This is a genomic window from Bifidobacterium aerophilum (assembly GCF_010667685.1).
Classification (GTDB): domain Bacteria; phylum Actinomycetota; class Actinomycetes; order Actinomycetales; family Bifidobacteriaceae; genus Bifidobacterium; species Bifidobacterium aerophilum.
In genome coordinates this window covers 1-16166 of sequence record NZ_WHZW01000003.1, presented here as the reverse complement: position 1 = coordinate 16166, position 16166 = coordinate 1, and the positions used below count along the sequence as shown (strand labels likewise).

Below are 16166 nucleotides of genomic sequence, written 5' to 3'. Positions count from 1 at the left end.
GATAGGGGTGACAATGCCTCCAGCATAATTCGGCCGCGGCATAAATCCGGGCGAGTCGTTACAATGGCGGACTGTGAACGAATACAGGGCCGAACGGGAGCAGCGCGAACGCCGCCGTCGCAACATCATGCGCGCGGTGTGCATCGTCGTCGCTGCCGCCATGCTGCTCAGCCTTGTCATTCCGGCGATCTACGCCGGTCTTTGACGCACCCTGCCCGCGCATGCCCAATGAGGGATATGCGTTCCTTGCATATATTGTGCGCACTGAGGATAACACGACCGGACACAACAATCACGACAAGTATGGTGGTTAACGATGGCAGAATTCGACTATAACCAGGCAATCGGCGACGCGCGCGCCAAATATGAGTCCATCGCCAAGGCGCTGGACATGGACCGGCTCAAGGCCGACATCAAGGAACTCGAAACGCAGGCGGCCGAGCCCGGCCTGTGGGACGATCCGGAGAACGCGCAGAAGATCACGAGCAAGCTGTCGGCCGCGCAGGCCCAGCTGCGCCGTCTGAACTCCGCGAGCCAGCGCATCGACGACGTGGAGACGCTCGTCGAGCTCGGCCGCGAGATGGAGGACGCGGACTCGCTGTCCGAGGCTCAGACCGAGATCGGCAAGATCCAGCAGGACCTCGACGACATGGAGATCCAGACGCTGCTCGACGGCGAATACGACGAGCGTTCCGCCGTCGTGACGATCCGCTCCGGCGCGGGCGGCGTGGATGCGGCCGACTTCGCGCAGATGCTGCTGCGCATGTACCTGCGCTGGGCCGAGCGCAACGGCTACAAGGCCAAGGTGATGGACACGTCGTACGCCGAAGAGGCCGGCATCAAGTCCGCTACCTTCCAGGTGGACGCGCCGTACGCGTTCGGCCGCCTGTCGGTCGAGGGCGGCACGCACCGCCTCGTGCGCATCTCCCCGTTCGACAACCAGGGCCGTCGCCAGACCAGCTTCGCCGCGGTCGAGGTCGTCCCGCTGGTCGAGGCGACCGATCACATCGACATCCCGGACACCGACATCCGCATCGACACCTACTGCTCCTCCGGCCCCGGCGGCCAGGGCGTGAACACCACGTACTCCGCGGTGCGCATCACCCACCTTCCGACCGGCATCGTCGTGACCATGCAGGACGAGCGCTCGCAGATCCAGAACCGCGCCGCCGCGATGGCCGTGCTGCAGTCCCGACTGCTCGTGCTGCGCCACGAGGAGGAGGCCAAGAAGAAGAAGGAGATCGCCGGCGACATCAAGGCCAGCTGGGGCGACCAGATGCGCTCGTACGTGCTGCACCCGTACCAGATGGTCAAGGACCTGCGTACCGGATACGAGACGAGCCAGACGCAGGCCGTGTTCGACGGCGACATCGACGCGTTCATCGAGGCCGGCATCCGCTGGCGTCACGAGCAGCGCCGCGCGGCCGCCGCGGAAGCGGAGGAGTAGTCCCGTTCCTGGCTTCCCCGCCAGGGGATCCGTCGGTGAAGCCGACCGGGGAAGCCAGGAAAAAGAACCTTGTCAGATATTGCTGACAGCTTCCCGGCAGGAGGGAAGCCAAGGAGGACGGAAAGCATCATGGCACTTATCTCGTTGGATCATGTGAGCAAGATCTATCCGCGCGGCACACGTCCCGCGCTGGACGACGTCAGCCTGCACATCGACCGGGGTGATTTCGTGTTCCTCGTCGGCGCGTCCGGCTCCGGCAAGACCACGCTGCTCAGCCTGCTGTTGCGCGAGGAGGAGGCCACCGACGGCGAGATCCATGTCGCCGGCAACGATTTGCGCCGCCTGACCAACCGTCAGGTGCCGCAGTACCGTCGTTCGATCGGCTTCATCTTCCAGGATTACAAGCTGCTCAACAACAAGACCGTCTGGCAGAACGTCGCGTTCGCGCTCGAGGTGATCGGCACGCGCCGTTCGACCATCAAGTCGCTGGTACCGAAGGTGCTGGAGACCGTAGGCCTGACGGGCAAGGAGAACAGCTATCCGCACGAGCTGTCCGGCGGCGAGCAGCAGCGCGTGACCATCGCCCGCGCGTACGTGAACCATCCGCAGATCCTGCTTGCCGACGAGCCGACCGGCAACCTCGATCCGACCACGTCGCTGGGCATCATGGAGGTGCTTGACGCGATCAACCGCACCGGCACCACGATCGTCATGGCCACGCACAACGAGGAGATCGTCAATTCGATGCGCAAGCGCGTCGTCGAGCTGCATGCCGGAAAGATCGTGCGCGACGAACGCCAGGGGTCCTACGATTCCGCGCTGTACTTCCCGGACGCCGAGGTCGAGTCCAAGTCCAAGCAGGCGCTGGGCGTGGCCGACGCGACGCCGCGCGAGACGGCGACCATCACCGCGTCCGCCGAGGTCACGATCGACGAACGGTCCGGCACGCGCGTCGAGCAGGCCGAACGCGTCGTCGAGCACGTGTCCGAGGTGATCAACGGCGAACGGACGGACGAGGGCATCGCTCGTCTGGCGAATTCGGTGCATTCCGGCCGTACCGGCCGTTACGGCGAGGTGTTCGCGCCGGTCGAGACGACGCTGACGTGGGGCCGCGGCCTCAAGCTCGACGAGTATGCCGCCGAGCAGGAGGCGGCCAAGCGGAAGTCCGAACAGGAGACCGGCCGTCGGGACGAGGACCAGCAGGCCGATCGGAAGGACCGTTCGAATGCGTCCGCCGCAGGTGACGAATCCGTGAAACAAGACGTGAAACAGTCGGTCGAGCGGGAGTCCGCACCGGCGGATGCGCAATCGGACGAACACCCGGAATCGCGGCCCGGCGAGAAACCGGCGGATACGTCCGCAGATGACGCCGCAAGCAAGCCGTCATCCGAAGTGCCCGAACAGCCGAATGATCGACCTGGCGAACAGCCGGCCCCGCAGTCGGACGAACGGCCTGCCGGACCCGCCGCCGCGCCGCTGCCTCCCATGCCGCCGGCGCCGCCCGCCCCGCCGCAGCAGCGGCATCGCGCGCACGCCGCCGATTCCAATCCGTCCGATGACGCCGCGACGGGCGCCGATACGAAGGAGACAACCCGATGAGAGTGCGGTTCATCCTGTCCGAAACCTGGACGAGTCTCAAGCGCAACGTGCCGATGCTGCTGTCCGTGATGCTCGTCACGTTCATCTCGTTCCTGTTCATCGGCGCGTCCGTGCTCACGCAGGCGCAGATCACCAAGGCGAAGGGCGGCTGGTACGACCAGGTCGAGGTCGTCGTATGGCTGTGCCCGGACGGCACCAGCCAGTCCGCGAACTGCGCGAGCGGCAAATCGCCGAGCGCGTCCGAGATCACCGCGCTCCAGCAGAAGATCCGCGACGAACTGCCCGATGTCGTCTCGAAGATCACGTACATGTCCAAGGACGAGTTCTACAAGAATACGTTCCTCAAGCAGTACCCGAACGGCGAATACCAGGGACGCACGCTCACCGCGGACGACATGCAGGACTCGCTGTGGCTCAAGCTCAAGAACCCCGAGAAATACCAGGTCGTCGCCGAGGTCCTGTCCGGCCAGGACGGCGTCGAGGAGGTCTCCGACCAGCGGCAGATCTTCGAACCGGTGTTCGCCGTGCTCAACCGCGCGACCGTCGTCACCGCGGTGCTCGCGGCGGTGATGGTGCTCGTCGCGATCCTCCTGACCGCGACCACGATCCGCATGTCCGCCGCCTCGCGCAGCAAGGAAACCGAGATCATGCGACTGGTCGGCGCATCGAACTGGACGATCCGGCTGCCGTTCATCCTCGAAGGAACGGTCGCGTCGCTGGTGGGTTCCGTGCTGTCGTGCGTGATGCTGTCGGTGATCGTGCGCGTGTTCATCACCGGATGGCTCGCGCAGTCGGTCACCTGGATTCCGTACGTCGACCAGACGACGGTGCTGCTCATGTCGCCGTTCCTCGTGCTCGGCGCGATCCTGCTGTCGGTGATCGCCTCGATGGTCTCGCTGCGCCGCTATCTCAAGGCGTGACGCGAGCCGTGCACGGAGTATGCGGCGTACGTGACGCGCGTCACGTTGCCGGCGGTACGTCCGCGGGCGGCGAAACGCGTTCAGACTCGTATGTTAGTGTGGGCACTGTTTGTGCAAGGAAAGGATGCTGATGATGCGGACACGAGTTGGCAAACCCGCGATCGCGATGATGTCGGCGGCGGCATTGTGCCTGACCATGGGGGTTTCGGTCGCAGGCATGTCGTTCGCGCCGGTCGCGCAGGCCGATACGTACAGCGATCTGATCAACGCGCAGGCGCAGCAGCAGTCGAGCGCCGCGCGCGAGGCCGAACTCAAGGCGAAACTGGCAGGCGTCAACAGCCAGCTGGCCGACAAAATCATCGAACTCGACACGCTGACCAACACGACGATTCCCGCGGCGCAGGCCACCGTGACCGCGGCGAACGACGCCGCGGCGCAGGCGCAGGACGAGGCCGACGCGATGGCCAAGCGCCTCGCCGCCGCGCAGAAGGACAAGGAGACGCTTGAGGCCGAGATCGCCAAGACCGGCGAGGACTACGACGACGCGCATGCGGCCGTGGCCCAGATGGCCCGCGACTCGATGCACGGCTCGAACGCCTCCGACGTGATGAGCGTGGTCACCGGATCGACCAGCACCAAGGAATTCGTCAATTCGATGCAGACGCGCGACGCCCTGTCGCGCACCGAATCGAACGCGGCGTCCGACGCGGCGGTGACGCTGAACACGTCGATGAACCGCAGCGAACGCCTGAGCGCGATCGAACAGCAGATCACCCAGCTCAAGACCAAGGCCGACGATGCGGCCGCCTCGGCGCAGAGCGCCGCCGCCGACGCGCAGGCCAAGCGCGACGCGCTCGAGAAGCTGCGTGAGGAAGGCAACGCCAAGCGCGCCGAACTGGAAAGCATGCAGGGCGAGCTGGAAAGCGCCGCCGCCAAGCAGGCCGCGCAGACCGTGCTCATCCAGTCGCAGGTCGACTCGCTCAACAGCAAGTACGCGGCCGAGCAGGCCGCCGCCGCGCAGAAGCCGAACAACGGCCAGCAGGGCACCACGCAGCCGCCGTCCGGAGGCAACACCGGCGGCAATACGGGTGGCAATTCCGGCGGTAACTCCGGTGGCAACTCGGGCGGCAATTCCGGTGGATCATCTTCCGGCGGGTCGTCGTCGGGCGGATCCACCTCCGGCGGCACGTCGGGCGGCCAGGGCACCAGCAACGGCGACTACGGCAACGCCTATCTTGCCGGCCAGTGCACTTGGTACGCATACAACCGCCGCAAGCAAATGGGCATCGGCACCCCGTCCTATCTGGGCAATGGCGGCGACTGGTATCGCACCGCCCCCGGATACGGCCTGCGCGTGGACCACAACCCGCAGGTCGGCGCGGCGCTGTCGTTCATCCCCGGCCAGGACGGTGCGGACGGCACGTACGGTCATGTCGCCGTGGTCGAGGCCGTCTACTCGGACGGCACGTTCCTCATCTCCGAGATGAACGTGAACGGCCCCTACAGCATGGGCTCTCGCGTGCTGACCAACCGCGGCCAGTACTGGTTCGTGCACTGATCTTCCACTGACGCACACCGCCCCGGCGCGGAACGTCGCTCGTGGCCAGGCCTCTTCGCTTCCGGCGAAGGGGCCTTTCCCATATGCGGATCGGTATGTCCGTGGTATTCTGAACTGTTGCGTCGCCATCGGAAAACGCTCGGCGAAAGGAGGAGGCAATGCCCAAGGAGACCGGCACGAAGCTCATCGTGCAGAACAAGAAGGCGCGTCACGACTACCTGATCGAGGACCACTACGAGGCGGGAATCGCACTCACCGGCACGGAAGTCAAGTCGCTGCGCGAAGGACGCGCGTCGCTGGCGGAGGCGTTCGTCTCCATCGACCGTCGCGGCGAGATCTGGCTCGAAGGCGCCAACATCCCCGAATACCTCAACGGCACGTGGAACAACCATGCGCCCAAGCGCAAGCGCAAGCTCCTGCTGCACGAGCGCGAGATCGTCAAGCTGTCCCGCCAGTCCGAGGCCAAGGGCTACACGATCATCCCGATCAGCCTGTACTTCAAGGACGGCCGCGTCAAGGCCGAAATCGCGCTGGCACGAGGCAAGAAGGAATACGACAAGCGTCAGGCGCTGCGCGAGGAGCAGGACAAGCGCGAGGCGCTGCGCGTCATGCGCTACAAGAACATGCGCGCACGCTGAAATACCGTCCATCCGGTAAGCCGTCCACCCAGTAAACCGTACGACATACGGTGATTACCGGTCTTTTGTATACTCGTGACACATGTCCGCGGGCCGGTCCCGCGGCGATTGTCACATCACGAGAGATACGAGAAGGCTTGATTATGCAGTGGACAGGTCTGAAAACCGCCGTGGCCGCGGCGGCAAGCATCGCGATGCTGCTGACGACGGCCGCCTGCGGCACGAAGGACACCGACGACGGCATCACCAGCTACGACGTGAGCGCCGTGACCAAGGATGAGGACATCGCCGCGCTGCTGCCCGATTCCGTCACCAAGGACGGCAAGCTGACGATCGGCACCAACCCGTCGTACGCGCCGGCCGAATTCCTCGCCGCCGACGGCAAGACGCAGATCGGCTACGACATGGACCTCGCCCGCGCGCTCGGCAACGTCTTCGGCCTCGAGACCGAAATCGTCTCGTCGAACTTCGACACGATCATCCCGGCCATCGGCACGAAATACGATCTGGGCATCGCCGCGTTCACCGTGACCAAGGAACGCCTCGAATCCGTCGATTTCGTCTCCTACTTCACCGCTGGCATGGCGTACGCGGTGCGCGCCGGCAACCCCGACAACGTGAGCGTCGACAGCCTGTGCGGCCTCAAGGTGGCCGTCGAGACCGGCACCGTCGAGGAGGAGTCGATCTACGATGCCGCCGACCAGTGCAAGGCGAGCGGCGACAGGCGCATCGAGGTCCAGTCGTTCAAGCAGCAGTCCGACGGCACCACCGCGGTCATGACCGGCAAGGCCGACGTGTTCTTCGCGGACTCGCCCGTGGTCGGCTACGCGATCGCGCAGACCGAAGGCCGGCTCGAACAGCTCGGCAAGGACTTCGACGACGTGCCCAACGCGATCGCGATCCGCAAGGGCGACGACGGCACCGCCGAGGCCGTGCGCCGCGCCATGCAGAAACTCATGGACGACGGCACGTACACGAAGATCCTCAGGCATTGGGGCGTCGAATCCGGCGCTCTGGACACGGCCGTCATCAACCCGGACGCCGACTGAACGGCATAGCAGCGTAAAGGAGCAACCGACATGGCAAAGCAACAAGCTGACGGTGAAGGGCTGGACATCCCGAACCGCATCGACGCACTGCCCGTGCGCCGCCCCGGCCCAATCGTGGCCGCCGTGATCGTGGCGCTGCTGGCCGCGATGCTCGTGCAGGGCGTGATCACCAACGACCGCTTCGAATGGCCGGTCGTATGGAAATACCTGTTCAACGAGAACGTGATGGAAGGCATCCGCTACACGCTCGAACTGACCGTGATCGCCATGGTCGTGGCCATCGTGCTCGCCGTCGGCCTCGCGATCATGCGCAAGTCCATCAATCCGGTGCTGCGTGGAGTCAGCTGGTTCTTCATCTGGTTCTTCCGCGGCACCCCGGTCTACACGCAGCTCATCTTCTGGGGACTGTTCCCTGTGCTCGTGCCGCGTCTGGGACTCGGCATCCCGTTCACGTCCGTCGAATTCTGGAGCATCGACTCCAGCGACGTGATCACCGCGTTCAACGCCGCATGGATCGGCTTGGCCCTGAACGAGGCCGCCTACCTGTCCGAAATCGTGCGCGCCGGCCTTGAGGCGGTCGACCCGGGTCAGGCCGAGGCCGCGCAGGCGCTCGGCATGAAGCGCTCGCTCATCATGCGCCGCATCATCCTGCCGCAGGCCATGCGCATCATCATCCCGCCCACCGGCAACGAGACGATCGGCATGCTCAAGACCACGTCGCTCGTCACCGCCGTGCCGTTCACGCTCGAACTGCAGTTCGCCACCAACGCGATCGCCAACCGTATCTACAAGCCGGTGCCGCTGCTGCTCGTGGCCTGCTTCTGGTACCTGCTCATCACGTCGATCCTCATGGTGATCCAATCGCGCATCGAAAAGCACTTCGGCAAGGGCTTCGACGCGCGCCCCACCGGCACGCGCGGCAAGCAGCCGCCGCTGCCCGGCAAGACGGACGGCGAGCCGAAGGACGACGTGAACAAGCTCAACGAGGCCGCGTTCAACGGGCTGACCGCCTGACGGTACGAACGAAGCTACGAGAGAAAGCGAATGGCAATGACTGATATGACAGCTGTCCCGGCCGTCAAGGCCGTCGGCGTGCACAAGGCGTACGGTTCGCTGCACGTGCTCAAGGGCGTCGACATGACGATCATGCCCGGTTCGGTGACCGTGATTCTCGGACCCTCCGGTTCGGGCAAGTCCACGTTCCTGCGGCTCATCAACCAGTTGGAGACGCTCACCGGCGGTTCGATCGAGGTCGACGGCGAACTCATCGGATACAAGCGCACCGGACGCACGGACGCCGACGGGCGCGAGATCCTGCAGACGCTCGACGACAAGGCCATCGCCGCGCAGCGTTCCAAGCTCGGCATGGTGTTCCAGCGGTTCAACCTGTTCCCGCACATGACCGCGCTCGAAAACGTGATGGAAGCGCCCGTGCACGTCAAACACATGAACAAGGCCGACGCGCGCCGGCTCGCCATCGCCGAGCTGGAACGCGTCGGATTGGGCGAACGCGTCGACCACTATCCGTCCGAACTGTCCGGCGGCCAGCAGCAGCGCGTCGCCATCGCACGAGCCCTCGCCATGAAGCCCGACATCATGCTGTTCGACGAGCCAACCTCCGCGCTCGACCCCGAACTGGTCGGCGAAGTGCTCAACGTGATGCTCTCGCTCGCCAAGGAAGGCATGACGATGGTCGTCGTCACCCACGAGATCGGCTTCGCCCGCGAGGTCGCCGACCAGGTCGTGTTCATGGACGGCGGCGTGGTCGTCGAATCCGGCGGCCCCGAAATCATCGACCACCCGAGCGAGCCGCGGTTCAAGGACTTCCTGCAGCACGTGCTGTAAGAAGGCTGTCAATTTACTATGGCACTGTCGTGCCCATTGCCTGTGTACCAGAACATTCCCTCCCCTCTAGGGGAGGGTGCCCGGCGCAGGCCGGGCGGGTTGGGGTACTGCGGCGCGCTGGCGCCGCCAACAACACAGCATCGTGCCACAGCGCGATACCAATCAAAAACCGCCTACTCCAAACTATCGTGCGCCAGTCGGCTGAACATGCCCTGCCTGGCGATGAGCTGGTCGTACGTGCCGGTTTCAGCGACACGGCCGTGGTCAAGCACGACGATCCGGTCCATGTGGGCGAGCACGTGCGGTCGGTGGCTGATGACGATCACGGTGGTGCCTTCGGGCCGGTTTTCGGTCAGGTCGTGGTAGATCGCGGCTTCGGCGGTCGCGTCCACGGCTGCGGTCGGTTCGTCCAGTATCCATAGCGGTTGGCCGGACAGGAACGTGCGGGCCAGCGCGAGGCGTTGCCATTGGCCGCCGGACAGGCCGATGCCGCCCCATTGTGCGCCGAGCTGGGTGTCCAGACCGTTCGGCTGGCCGGTGATATAGGTGTCGGCATGGGCGCGGGTGAGTCCGTCCCAGAGCTGCCGGTCCGTTTTCCGTCCGGTCGGGTCGATGAACTCGCGTACGGTGACCTCGAGCCGGGTGAAGTCCTGGAATGTCATGCTGGTCGCGCCGAGCCGCCCCAGCGCAGTTGTGACGGTCGTGTCGCCGGGGCGGGGCAGGGTGACCGTGCCGGAGTCGGGTTCGAGGATGCCGACGATGATCTTCGCCAGTGTTGTCTTGCCTGAGCCGTTCTCGCCGACGAGCGCGATGATCGATCCCGGTGCGATGTCGAGCGAGACGTCGTCTAACGCGGGGCGCATGGACGAGCCTGTCGTGTCGGACGATGCCGTGTCGATGCCGTCGTTGACATCGGTGTCATTCATGTCATCTGCGGTCGGGTATTGGTATGTGACATGCGCCATCTGCACGCCGACCGGCCCGTGCGTTTCGGGGATCGTCGGGTTAGTCCGCAACGTGTCCATGAGCTGTTGGTAGGCGAGTACCATCGGTGTGGAACTCATGAGCTCGCCGAACGCGTCGCCGGTGCTACGCGTGACCGACAATGCGGTGATCACGCCGACCACGGCGGCCGCGACCGTGGTGAGCGCGGCGTGGTCGTGGATGATGATCGTCGCGAACGCACCGCCCGCGCGGCATCGCGCAGCTGCGCGCCCACATTCCCCAACAGATTCCTCATACTCACAGCGCTCACGCGCCTCATGGTACGCCGCGGGGCGAGGAACATTGTTTCCGATGTTTTACAATGGGAGCCGACGGCAACGGCAAGGAGATGACCATGGTTCCGATCGAGGACGTGTACCGGCAGATCGTCGAGTTCGCGGTCGATGCGGGAGCCACGAAGGTCATACTGTTCGGCTCGCGGGCCAAGGGCACCGCGCGTCCGAAAAGCGACATCGACATCGCGGTCGCCGGATGTCCCGATTTCGACCGACTGTACCGGCGGCTGCAGGACGACCTGTGGTCGCTGCTTAAGATCGACGTGATCAACCTGGACGAACCGATCACCGACGAACTGCGCGAGGAGATCGCGACGACCGGAAGGACGCTGTATGAAAAAGTATGAGAACTACGCCTCCGCCCTGCGTTCGCTGCGCCAGGCCCCCGACCAGGATCTGGGTAACGAGTTCGTGCAAAGCGGTGTGATCGATAAGTTTGAATTGCAGTTCGAGCTCGGATGGAAACTGTTCAAGGCATTACTCGCATACGAAGGCGATCCGGTGTCGGTTTCCGGCTCGCCTCGCGACGTGCTGAAAACCGCATTCCAGTACTACGATTTCGTGGACGAGTCGACGTGGCTGCGCATGCTGCGCGACCGTAACGATTCGGCACATATCTACGACGCGGACAAGGCGTTGCGTTTGGTCGACGCGATCATCGCCGACTACATTCCCGAATTCGAGCGGGTGAACCAGGGACTGATCGACCGTTATGGCTCGATGCTGACCGAGTGATGTGCTCGTGACATGCCAAATAATGATGTTGGTATGCTGTCCCGCCTATGAAGCCACTGATCGGAGGGTACATAGGTGAGCATTGATGAGACCGGTGGTTTTACGACACGATTCCCGATCATCTTATTGGATCCGGTATGCCATTGATCGATGCCAGGGAGCATCAGCATCAGGTATCATATAAATATATGCTTGGAGCGGCTTGACCGCAAGTCGCACAATGGCACATCTGATTCAAAGGAGAATCTGATGAAAAAGAAGATATTGTCAGCGCTGATAACGATTTCGATGCTATTCACGCCTTACGCTGCGGCACTGGCGGATGAACCTACGTCAGCTGAATCTACGTCTTCCTCGGAAATGGCTGCTCCGAGGTACGGAGAGAGCGTTAAGACAGTGCTGTTGGCCACGAATTACAGGAGCGTCATTACCGAGCCGCAGCAACCTGCGAATGGCTTCAAACTCCCGACAGGCGGATGCATTTATGTCAACGCCGCGGCCGGACCTAAATACACTTTTAATGTCAGCGTGAATTGGGGAGTCGTGTCCACAGGTCTGAGCATTGGTACTGCAAATAGTTCCAGTGCATCCGGAATTTGTCTGACTGTACCTACCACCAAGCATTATTACAAGGCAAAGGTTCAAAAAGATTTAAAGATTAGCCATACTCGATTGGACTATTACGAATACGCAGTACTGAAATATTCATCGTATCGTGATGTAGTTGAAGTCATTGGTCTTGTGCCATATCTGGTTCGCACGTGAATGTCATAGCGGGTATATCGGGGTACCCCGATATACCCGCTGCATTTGATTGCCGGCGAATGAGTAATGATGGGGGGAGGAATCAACCGATGATTGGCGCAACGGCAAAAACTTATCATCGCACACCGTACGGTGAGCTAGTGGCGGCAGCGGTGGTTCTGGTGTTTCTGGTAATCGGCGCGTGGCTGTGGCAGAGGCCGCAGACGGTGTCAGTAAATAGCCTGACGCAGGAACTGAAACAGTGGAACACCGACGTGAGTGCGACTGAACTGCTCGCCGCTGGCTACATAGATGTGACAAATGTGCATGACTATCCGGATGCGACCATCGAACATTTCCTAGAGGAAGCGAATGCTGGTCGCCAATCGGTGCTGCACGTTTTTTCCCAGACTGATGGTGATATTCAGATTCGCGTGCTGTGGTTCGACCCGTACGTGACAGGAGATTGGATTAGTCGCATCGAAGGAACGCACACGGATGTCGAACAAGCGCATGGCCTGATACGTGAGCTACGGTGGCGTGCCGGTGACGTCGATGGCAGCAGCGAGTATTATGCGCGCGAACCCGAACGGATTACTGAAGGTTCCGAAACGCAGGTGCTACTGGCTCGGCGTTTCGATGCCACCAGCACCACGTGGATGGAAGGCGAAATGTGGCCGGAACCTACACCGTTGTACTCGTATCGTCTCTAGTCCAGTTCTAAAACCGCACTCTCTGATGTGGCCTGGTTTTTGTTCCGTGTTTCACCTTAATTGATGGGAGACTAGGAATATGACCGGAAAGACCCGTTATACGAAGGAGTTTCAGACGAGGGCGCTCAGGCTTCTTGAGGAGTCTCGCGCGAATCATTCGTCGGAGACGAAGGCCGTGGCCTCGGTCGCGCAGGGCCTGAGCATCGCGCCCGAGACGTTGCGCAGGTGGAGGAACAAGGCCGACCGGGCCGTCATGGCGCAGTCCGCGCGCGGCGCGGAGGAGACAGCCGCCGAGCTGAAGCGTCTCAGGGCTGAGGCTGCGGAATTGAGGAAAGTGAACGAGATCCTGACGACGGCGTCGGCTTTTTCGCGGTCAGGCTCGACCCGACACGGCGTTGAAGGCCGCGTACGTTGACGCCCTCAGGGGCCGTTTCGGGGTCGGGCCGATCTGCCGGGTGCTGTCCGCCGCGTTGGATTGCGGGTTCCTGACCGTCCGCGGCTACCGGGCGTTCAAGTCGAGGCCCGTCAGCCGCATGGAGGCACGCCACGAGGCGTTGGCCCGCGACATCATCGAGTTCCACGATGATGAGTTCATGCGCGTGTGTGTTTTGTCAAGTTGGGGTGGGTCGTTTTGGCGTTTCTTTTGGAACAAAAACCAGGCCACATCAAACGTTGGAAATGCTCGAACGCTTCCTGACTGCCTCTCTCCGTCCAGGATATGGTGAACCGATCACTTGCTGATGATGTGATGCCCCATATATGTGTGATGCTGCACTGTGGGGGCATACTGCTGATTACTGTGTCTCGAGATGAAAACCGGGAAGAGCTGGTTCCGCTCGCAACATGGTTCCGGTAGGGTAGTGAGCCATGTGTGGAATCGTAGGATATGCAGGAAACGTAGCAACCGCGTGCGGCAAGCCGCTTGAAGTGTGCCTTCAGGGCCTGGGCCGTCTCGAATACCGCGGATACGACTCGGCCGGCGTGGCCCTGAGCGCCCCCGGCATGGAAAAGGTCGCAGTGCGCAAGAAGGCCGGCCGTCTCGCCAACCTCGTCGAAGACATCAAGCGCAAGCCCATGCCGCTCGCCACGGTCGGCATCGGTCACACGCGTTGGGCCACCAACGGCGAACCGAGCGACGTGAACGCCCACCCGCACACGTCGCGCGACGGCAAGGTCGCCATCATCCACAACGGCATCATCGAAAACGCGTCCCAGCTGCGTCTCGACCTGCAGGCCGAAGGCTACCGGTTCTCGTCGAGCACCGACACCGAGGTCGCCGCGAAACTGCTCGGCAAGATCGTCGACGCGATCATCGCCGAAGACGGCAAGCCGGACCTGTTCAAGGCCGTGCGCCGTCTCGCCCGCATGCTCGAAGGCGCGTTCACGATCCTCGCCACCGACTGCCGACAGCCGGACATCGTCGTCGGCGCGCGCCATGATTCACCGCTCGTCGTCGGCCTCGGCGACGGCGAGAACTTCCTCGGCTCCGACGTGGCCGCGTTCGTCGCCTACACCAAGCGCGCGCTCGAAGTCGACCAGGACCAGGCCGTCTGCGTGTCCGCCGACAAGGTGACCGTCACCGACTTCTTCGGCAACGTCGTCGACGATCCGAAGACGTACACCGTCGACTGGGACGCGTCCGCCGCCGAAAAGGGCGGCTGGGACTCGTTCATGGACAAGGAGATCCACGAGGATCCCGCCGCTGTCCAGCGCACGCTGCTCGGCCGTCTCGACAAGAACGGCGACCTCAACCTCGACGAGGTGCGCATCGAGGAACACGAGCTCAAGGCGATCGACAAGATCATCGTCGTCGCGTGCGGCACCGCCGCCTACGCCGGCCAGGTCGCCAAATACGCGATCGAACATTGGGTGCGCATCCCGGTCGAGATCGAACTCGCGCACGAATTCCGCTACCGCGACCCGATCCTCACCCCGCGCACGCTCGTCGTCGCGATCTCGCAGTCCGGTGAGACGATGGACACGCTCATGGCCCTGCGTCACGCGCGCGAACAGGGCTCCAAGGTGCTCGCGATCTGCAACACGCAGGGCGCGTCCATCCCGCGCGAATCCGACGCCGTGCTGTACACGCACGCCGGCCCCGAGGTCGCCGTCGCGTCCACCAAGGCGTTCGTCGCGCAGATCACCGCCGCCTACGTGCTCGGCCTGTATCTCGCGCAGGTCAAGGGCGCGATGTTCCGCGACGAGATCCAGGCGACGCTCGACGCGCTCAAGGCCATGCCGCGCAAGATCCAGTGGATCCTCGACACGCAGGCCGCGACCGTGCGCAAGGCCGCCGAACAGCTGACCGACGCGAAGTCGTTCCTGTTCCTCGGCCGCCACGTCGGCTACCCGGTCGCGATGGAAGGCGCGCTCAAGCTCAAGGAGATCGCGTACACGTTCACCGAGGGCTTCGCCGCCGGCGAACTGAAGCATGGTCCGATCGCGCTCGTGGACGAAGGCGAGCCGGTCGTGTTCATCGTGCCGCCCGCGCGCGGCCGCAACGTGCTGCATGCGAAGGTGATCTCCGGCATCGAAGAGGTGAAGGCGCGCGGCGCGGCCATCATCGCCGTCGCCGAGGAGGGCGACCCGGATGTGGAACGCTACGCCGACATCGTGTTCTGGCGGCCGAAGTGCCCGACGCTGATGAGCCCGCTCGTCGACGTGGTGCCGCTGCAGCTGTTCGCGATGGACATGGCCAAGCTCAAGGGCTACGACGTCGACAAGCCGCGCAACCTCGCCAAGTCCGTCACGGTGGAGTAGCGGTTACGTTGTCGTGATTCCGGCGCGGGTGACCGGTGGAGTCCGGCACATGCAACGCTGGACACACTCAAGGCCGTTCGGCCAAGCCTACGGTCGAGCAACATGCATGCCGGCCACCACCTCGTTGCGTACGAACATCACGTTTGGTTCGTCTGTACGGAAGTCTGGCAAAACGTAACGTTACGTATCGCTGAGGGAGTGGTCGGGGCATGCGTTGACCGACCGTATGACTTGGCCGAGCGGCCCGGAGCGTGTCGGACAATGCATGCCCCGACCACTCCCGGTCACCGCTGGAACTGTGGAAAGCGCGGGTGGGTAGGTAATGACGCAACATCATCGCTGGGTGACGGATGAGCCTCGGATTCCGTTTGACTTCGAGGTGCTGTACGAGGACGCGGGGATCATCGTGATCGATAAGCCGCATTTTCTGGCGACCACGCCGCGCGGCATGTGGTATCGCGAGACGGCGCTGATCCGGCTGCGCGAGCGGTACGGCGAGCCGGACATCGTGCCGGCGCACCGGCTGGACCGGCTCACGGCCGGCGTGGTCGTGTTCGTGCGCGATCCCGCATTGCGTGGGGCATACCAGATGCTGTTTCAGGAGCGGCGCACGACCAAAGTATATGAGTGCCTGGCTCCGGCCGCGCCGATCAGACGGCCCCGGTACGGAACGATCGCGTCTCTTGAGCCGCCACGCGTGTTTCCTCTGTTGCGGCGTTCGCGCATCGTCAAGCAACGTGGGATATTGCAGGCGTACGAGGAACCAGACGAGGTGAACGCCGAGACGGTGATCGAACTTGGGGCGGAGGCTTGCGTGTGTGACCCCCTCAGTCGGCTGCGCCGACAGCTCCCCCTATCAGGGCTGTCTCTTATACACA

The 16166-nt window shown here is 63.3% G+C and carries 16 protein-coding genes and 1 pseudogene; 16 read left to right on the top strand and 1 reads right to left on the bottom strand.

The annotated features are described in order from the left end of the window. Positions 1-73 precede the first annotated feature (73 nt). The 9 genes from GFD25_RS12365 (at position 74) to GFD25_RS01675 (ending at position 9056) form a co-directional block, all read left to right on the top strand. The gene (locus GFD25_RS12365) at positions 74-205 is read left to right on the top strand and encodes a hypothetical protein (protein ID WP_338024602.1); all 132 of its coding nucleotides are present in this window, start codon (positions 74-76) and stop codon (positions 203-205) included. A gap of 111 nt (positions 206-316) precedes the next feature. After that, positions 317-1447 carry a peptide chain release factor 2 gene (prfB, locus tag GFD25_RS01710; RefSeq protein WP_163229353.1) on the top strand — a complete coding sequence of 377 codons (1131 nt, stop codon included), beginning with the start codon at positions 317-319 and terminating at the stop codon, positions 1445-1447. A 129-nt stretch (positions 1448-1576) separates the two neighbouring features. After that, complete coding sequence (gene ftsE / locus GFD25_RS01705) at positions 1577-3046, top strand: cell division ATP-binding protein FtsE (protein WP_163229351.1); 1470 nt, start codon at positions 1577-1579, stop codon at positions 3044-3046. Beyond that, positions 3043-3966 carry a permease-like cell division protein FtsX gene (ftsX, locus tag GFD25_RS01700; RefSeq protein WP_163229349.1) on the top strand — a complete coding sequence of 308 codons (924 nt, stop codon included), beginning with the start codon at positions 3043-3045 and terminating at the stop codon, positions 3964-3966. Before ftsE ends, ftsX begins: the two co-directional genes overlap by 4 nt. A 130-nt stretch (positions 3967-4096) precedes the next feature. Continuing rightward, positions 4097-5524: a CHAP domain-containing protein gene (locus tag GFD25_RS01695; RefSeq protein WP_163229347.1), complete on the top strand. Its 1428-nt coding sequence runs from the start codon at positions 4097-4099 to the stop codon at positions 5522-5524. Between the two features lie 158 nt (positions 5525-5682). Next, positions 5683-6162: an SsrA-binding protein SmpB gene (smpB, locus tag GFD25_RS01690; RefSeq protein WP_163229345.1), complete on the top strand. Its 480-nt coding sequence runs from the start codon at positions 5683-5685 to the stop codon at positions 6160-6162. 143 nt (positions 6163-6305) lie between these two features. Further along, positions 6306-7211 carry an ABC transporter substrate-binding protein gene (locus GFD25_RS01685; protein WP_163229343.1) on the top strand — a complete coding sequence of 302 codons (906 nt, stop codon included), beginning with the start codon at positions 6306-6308 and terminating at the stop codon, positions 7209-7211. Positions 7212-7241: 30 nt separating this feature from the next. After that, positions 7242-8225, top strand: coding sequence for an amino acid ABC transporter permease (locus GFD25_RS01680; protein WP_163229341.1), 984 nt, complete (start codon positions 7242-7244; stop codon positions 8223-8225). 36 nt (positions 8226-8261) lie between these two features. Next, a complete protein-coding gene (locus tag GFD25_RS01675) occupies positions 8262-9056 on the top strand; it encodes an amino acid ABC transporter ATP-binding protein (protein ID WP_163229339.1) in 795 nt (264 codons plus the stop codon). Positions 9057-9229: 173 nt separating this feature from the next. On the opposite strand, the gene GFD25_RS01670 is transcribed toward GFD25_RS01675, so the two are convergent. Beyond that, complete coding sequence (locus GFD25_RS01670; protein WP_338024601.1) at positions 9230-10174, bottom strand: ATP-binding cassette domain-containing protein; 945 nt, start codon at positions 10172-10174, stop codon at positions 9230-9232. 221 nt (positions 10175-10395) lie between these two features. Here GFD25_RS01670 and GFD25_RS01665 point away from each other — a divergent pair, with 221 nt between their 5' ends. The 7 genes and pseudogenes from GFD25_RS01665 to GFD25_RS01635 form a co-directional block, all read left to right on the top strand. Continuing rightward, positions 10396-10683: a nucleotidyltransferase family protein gene (locus tag GFD25_RS01665; protein WP_163229337.1), complete on the top strand. Its 288-nt coding sequence runs from the start codon at positions 10396-10398 to the stop codon at positions 10681-10683. Further along, entirely contained in the window at positions 10670-11071 is a 402-nt protein-coding gene (locus tag GFD25_RS01660) for an HI0074 family nucleotidyltransferase substrate-binding subunit (RefSeq protein ID WP_163229335.1), read from the top strand. Before GFD25_RS01665 ends, GFD25_RS01660 begins: the two co-directional genes overlap by 14 nt. Before the next feature lie 249 nt (positions 11072-11320). Next, positions 11321-11836, top strand: a complete 516-nt coding sequence (locus GFD25_RS01655; RefSeq protein ID WP_163229333.1) for a hypothetical protein — start codon at positions 11321-11323, stop codon at positions 11834-11836. Positions 11837-11925: 89 nt separating this feature from the next. Continuing rightward, positions 11926-12528 (top strand): hypothetical protein, encoded by a 603-nt coding sequence (locus tag GFD25_RS01650; protein ID WP_163229331.1) that lies wholly within the window; start codon positions 11926-11928, stop codon positions 12526-12528. Between the two features lie 79 nt (positions 12529-12607). After that, positions 12608-13130 (top strand): annotated as a pseudogene (locus tag GFD25_RS12090) (transposase); the annotation flags it as partial. Between the two features lie 265 nt (positions 13131-13395). Beyond that, positions 13396-15288 carry a glutamine--fructose-6-phosphate transaminase (isomerizing) gene (gene glmS / locus GFD25_RS01640; protein WP_163229327.1) on the top strand — a complete coding sequence of 631 codons (1893 nt, stop codon included), beginning with the start codon at positions 13396-13398 and terminating at the stop codon, positions 15286-15288. A gap of 322 nt (positions 15289-15610) precedes the next feature. Continuing rightward, positions 15611-16166 (top strand): pseudouridine synthase (locus tag GFD25_RS01635; protein WP_239512344.1); only part of this gene is annotated, 556 nt, incomplete at its 3' end.

Coding starts and splice junctions, on each gene's coding strand:
- smpB (WP_163229345.1), top strand. CDS start 5,683: ATGCCCAAGGAGACCGGCACGAAGCTCATCGTGCAGAACAAGAAGGCG.
- ftsE (WP_163229351.1), top strand. CDS start 1,577: ATGGCACTTATCTCGTTGGATCATGTGAGCAAGATCTATCCGCGCGGC.
- GFD25_RS01665 (WP_163229337.1), top strand. CDS start 10,396: ATGGTTCCGATCGAGGACGTGTACCGGCAGATCGTCGAGTTCGCGGTC.
- GFD25_RS01650 (WP_163229331.1), top strand. CDS start 11,926: ATGATTGGCGCAACGGCAAAAACTTATCATCGCACACCGTACGGTGAG.
- GFD25_RS01675 (WP_163229339.1), top strand. CDS start 8,262: ATGACTGATATGACAGCTGTCCCGGCCGTCAAGGCCGTCGGCGTGCAC.
- GFD25_RS01680 (WP_163229341.1), top strand. CDS start 7,242: ATGGCAAAGCAACAAGCTGACGGTGAAGGGCTGGACATCCCGAACCGC.
- ftsX (WP_163229349.1), top strand. CDS start 3,043: ATGAGAGTGCGGTTCATCCTGTCCGAAACCTGGACGAGTCTCAAGCGC.
- glmS (WP_163229327.1), top strand. CDS start 13,396: ATGTGTGGAATCGTAGGATATGCAGGAAACGTAGCAACCGCGTGCGGC.
- GFD25_RS01695 (WP_163229347.1), top strand. CDS start 4,097: ATGATGCGGACACGAGTTGGCAAACCCGCGATCGCGATGATGTCGGCG.
- GFD25_RS01685 (WP_163229343.1), top strand. CDS start 6,306: ATGCAGTGGACAGGTCTGAAAACCGCCGTGGCCGCGGCGGCAAGCATC.
- GFD25_RS01655 (WP_163229333.1), top strand. CDS start 11,321: ATGAAAAAGAAGATATTGTCAGCGCTGATAACGATTTCGATGCTATTC.
- GFD25_RS01660 (WP_163229335.1), top strand. CDS start 10,670: ATGAAAAAGTATGAGAACTACGCCTCCGCCCTGCGTTCGCTGCGCCAG.
- prfB (WP_163229353.1), top strand. CDS start 317: ATGGCAGAATTCGACTATAACCAGGCAATCGGCGACGCGCGCGCCAAA.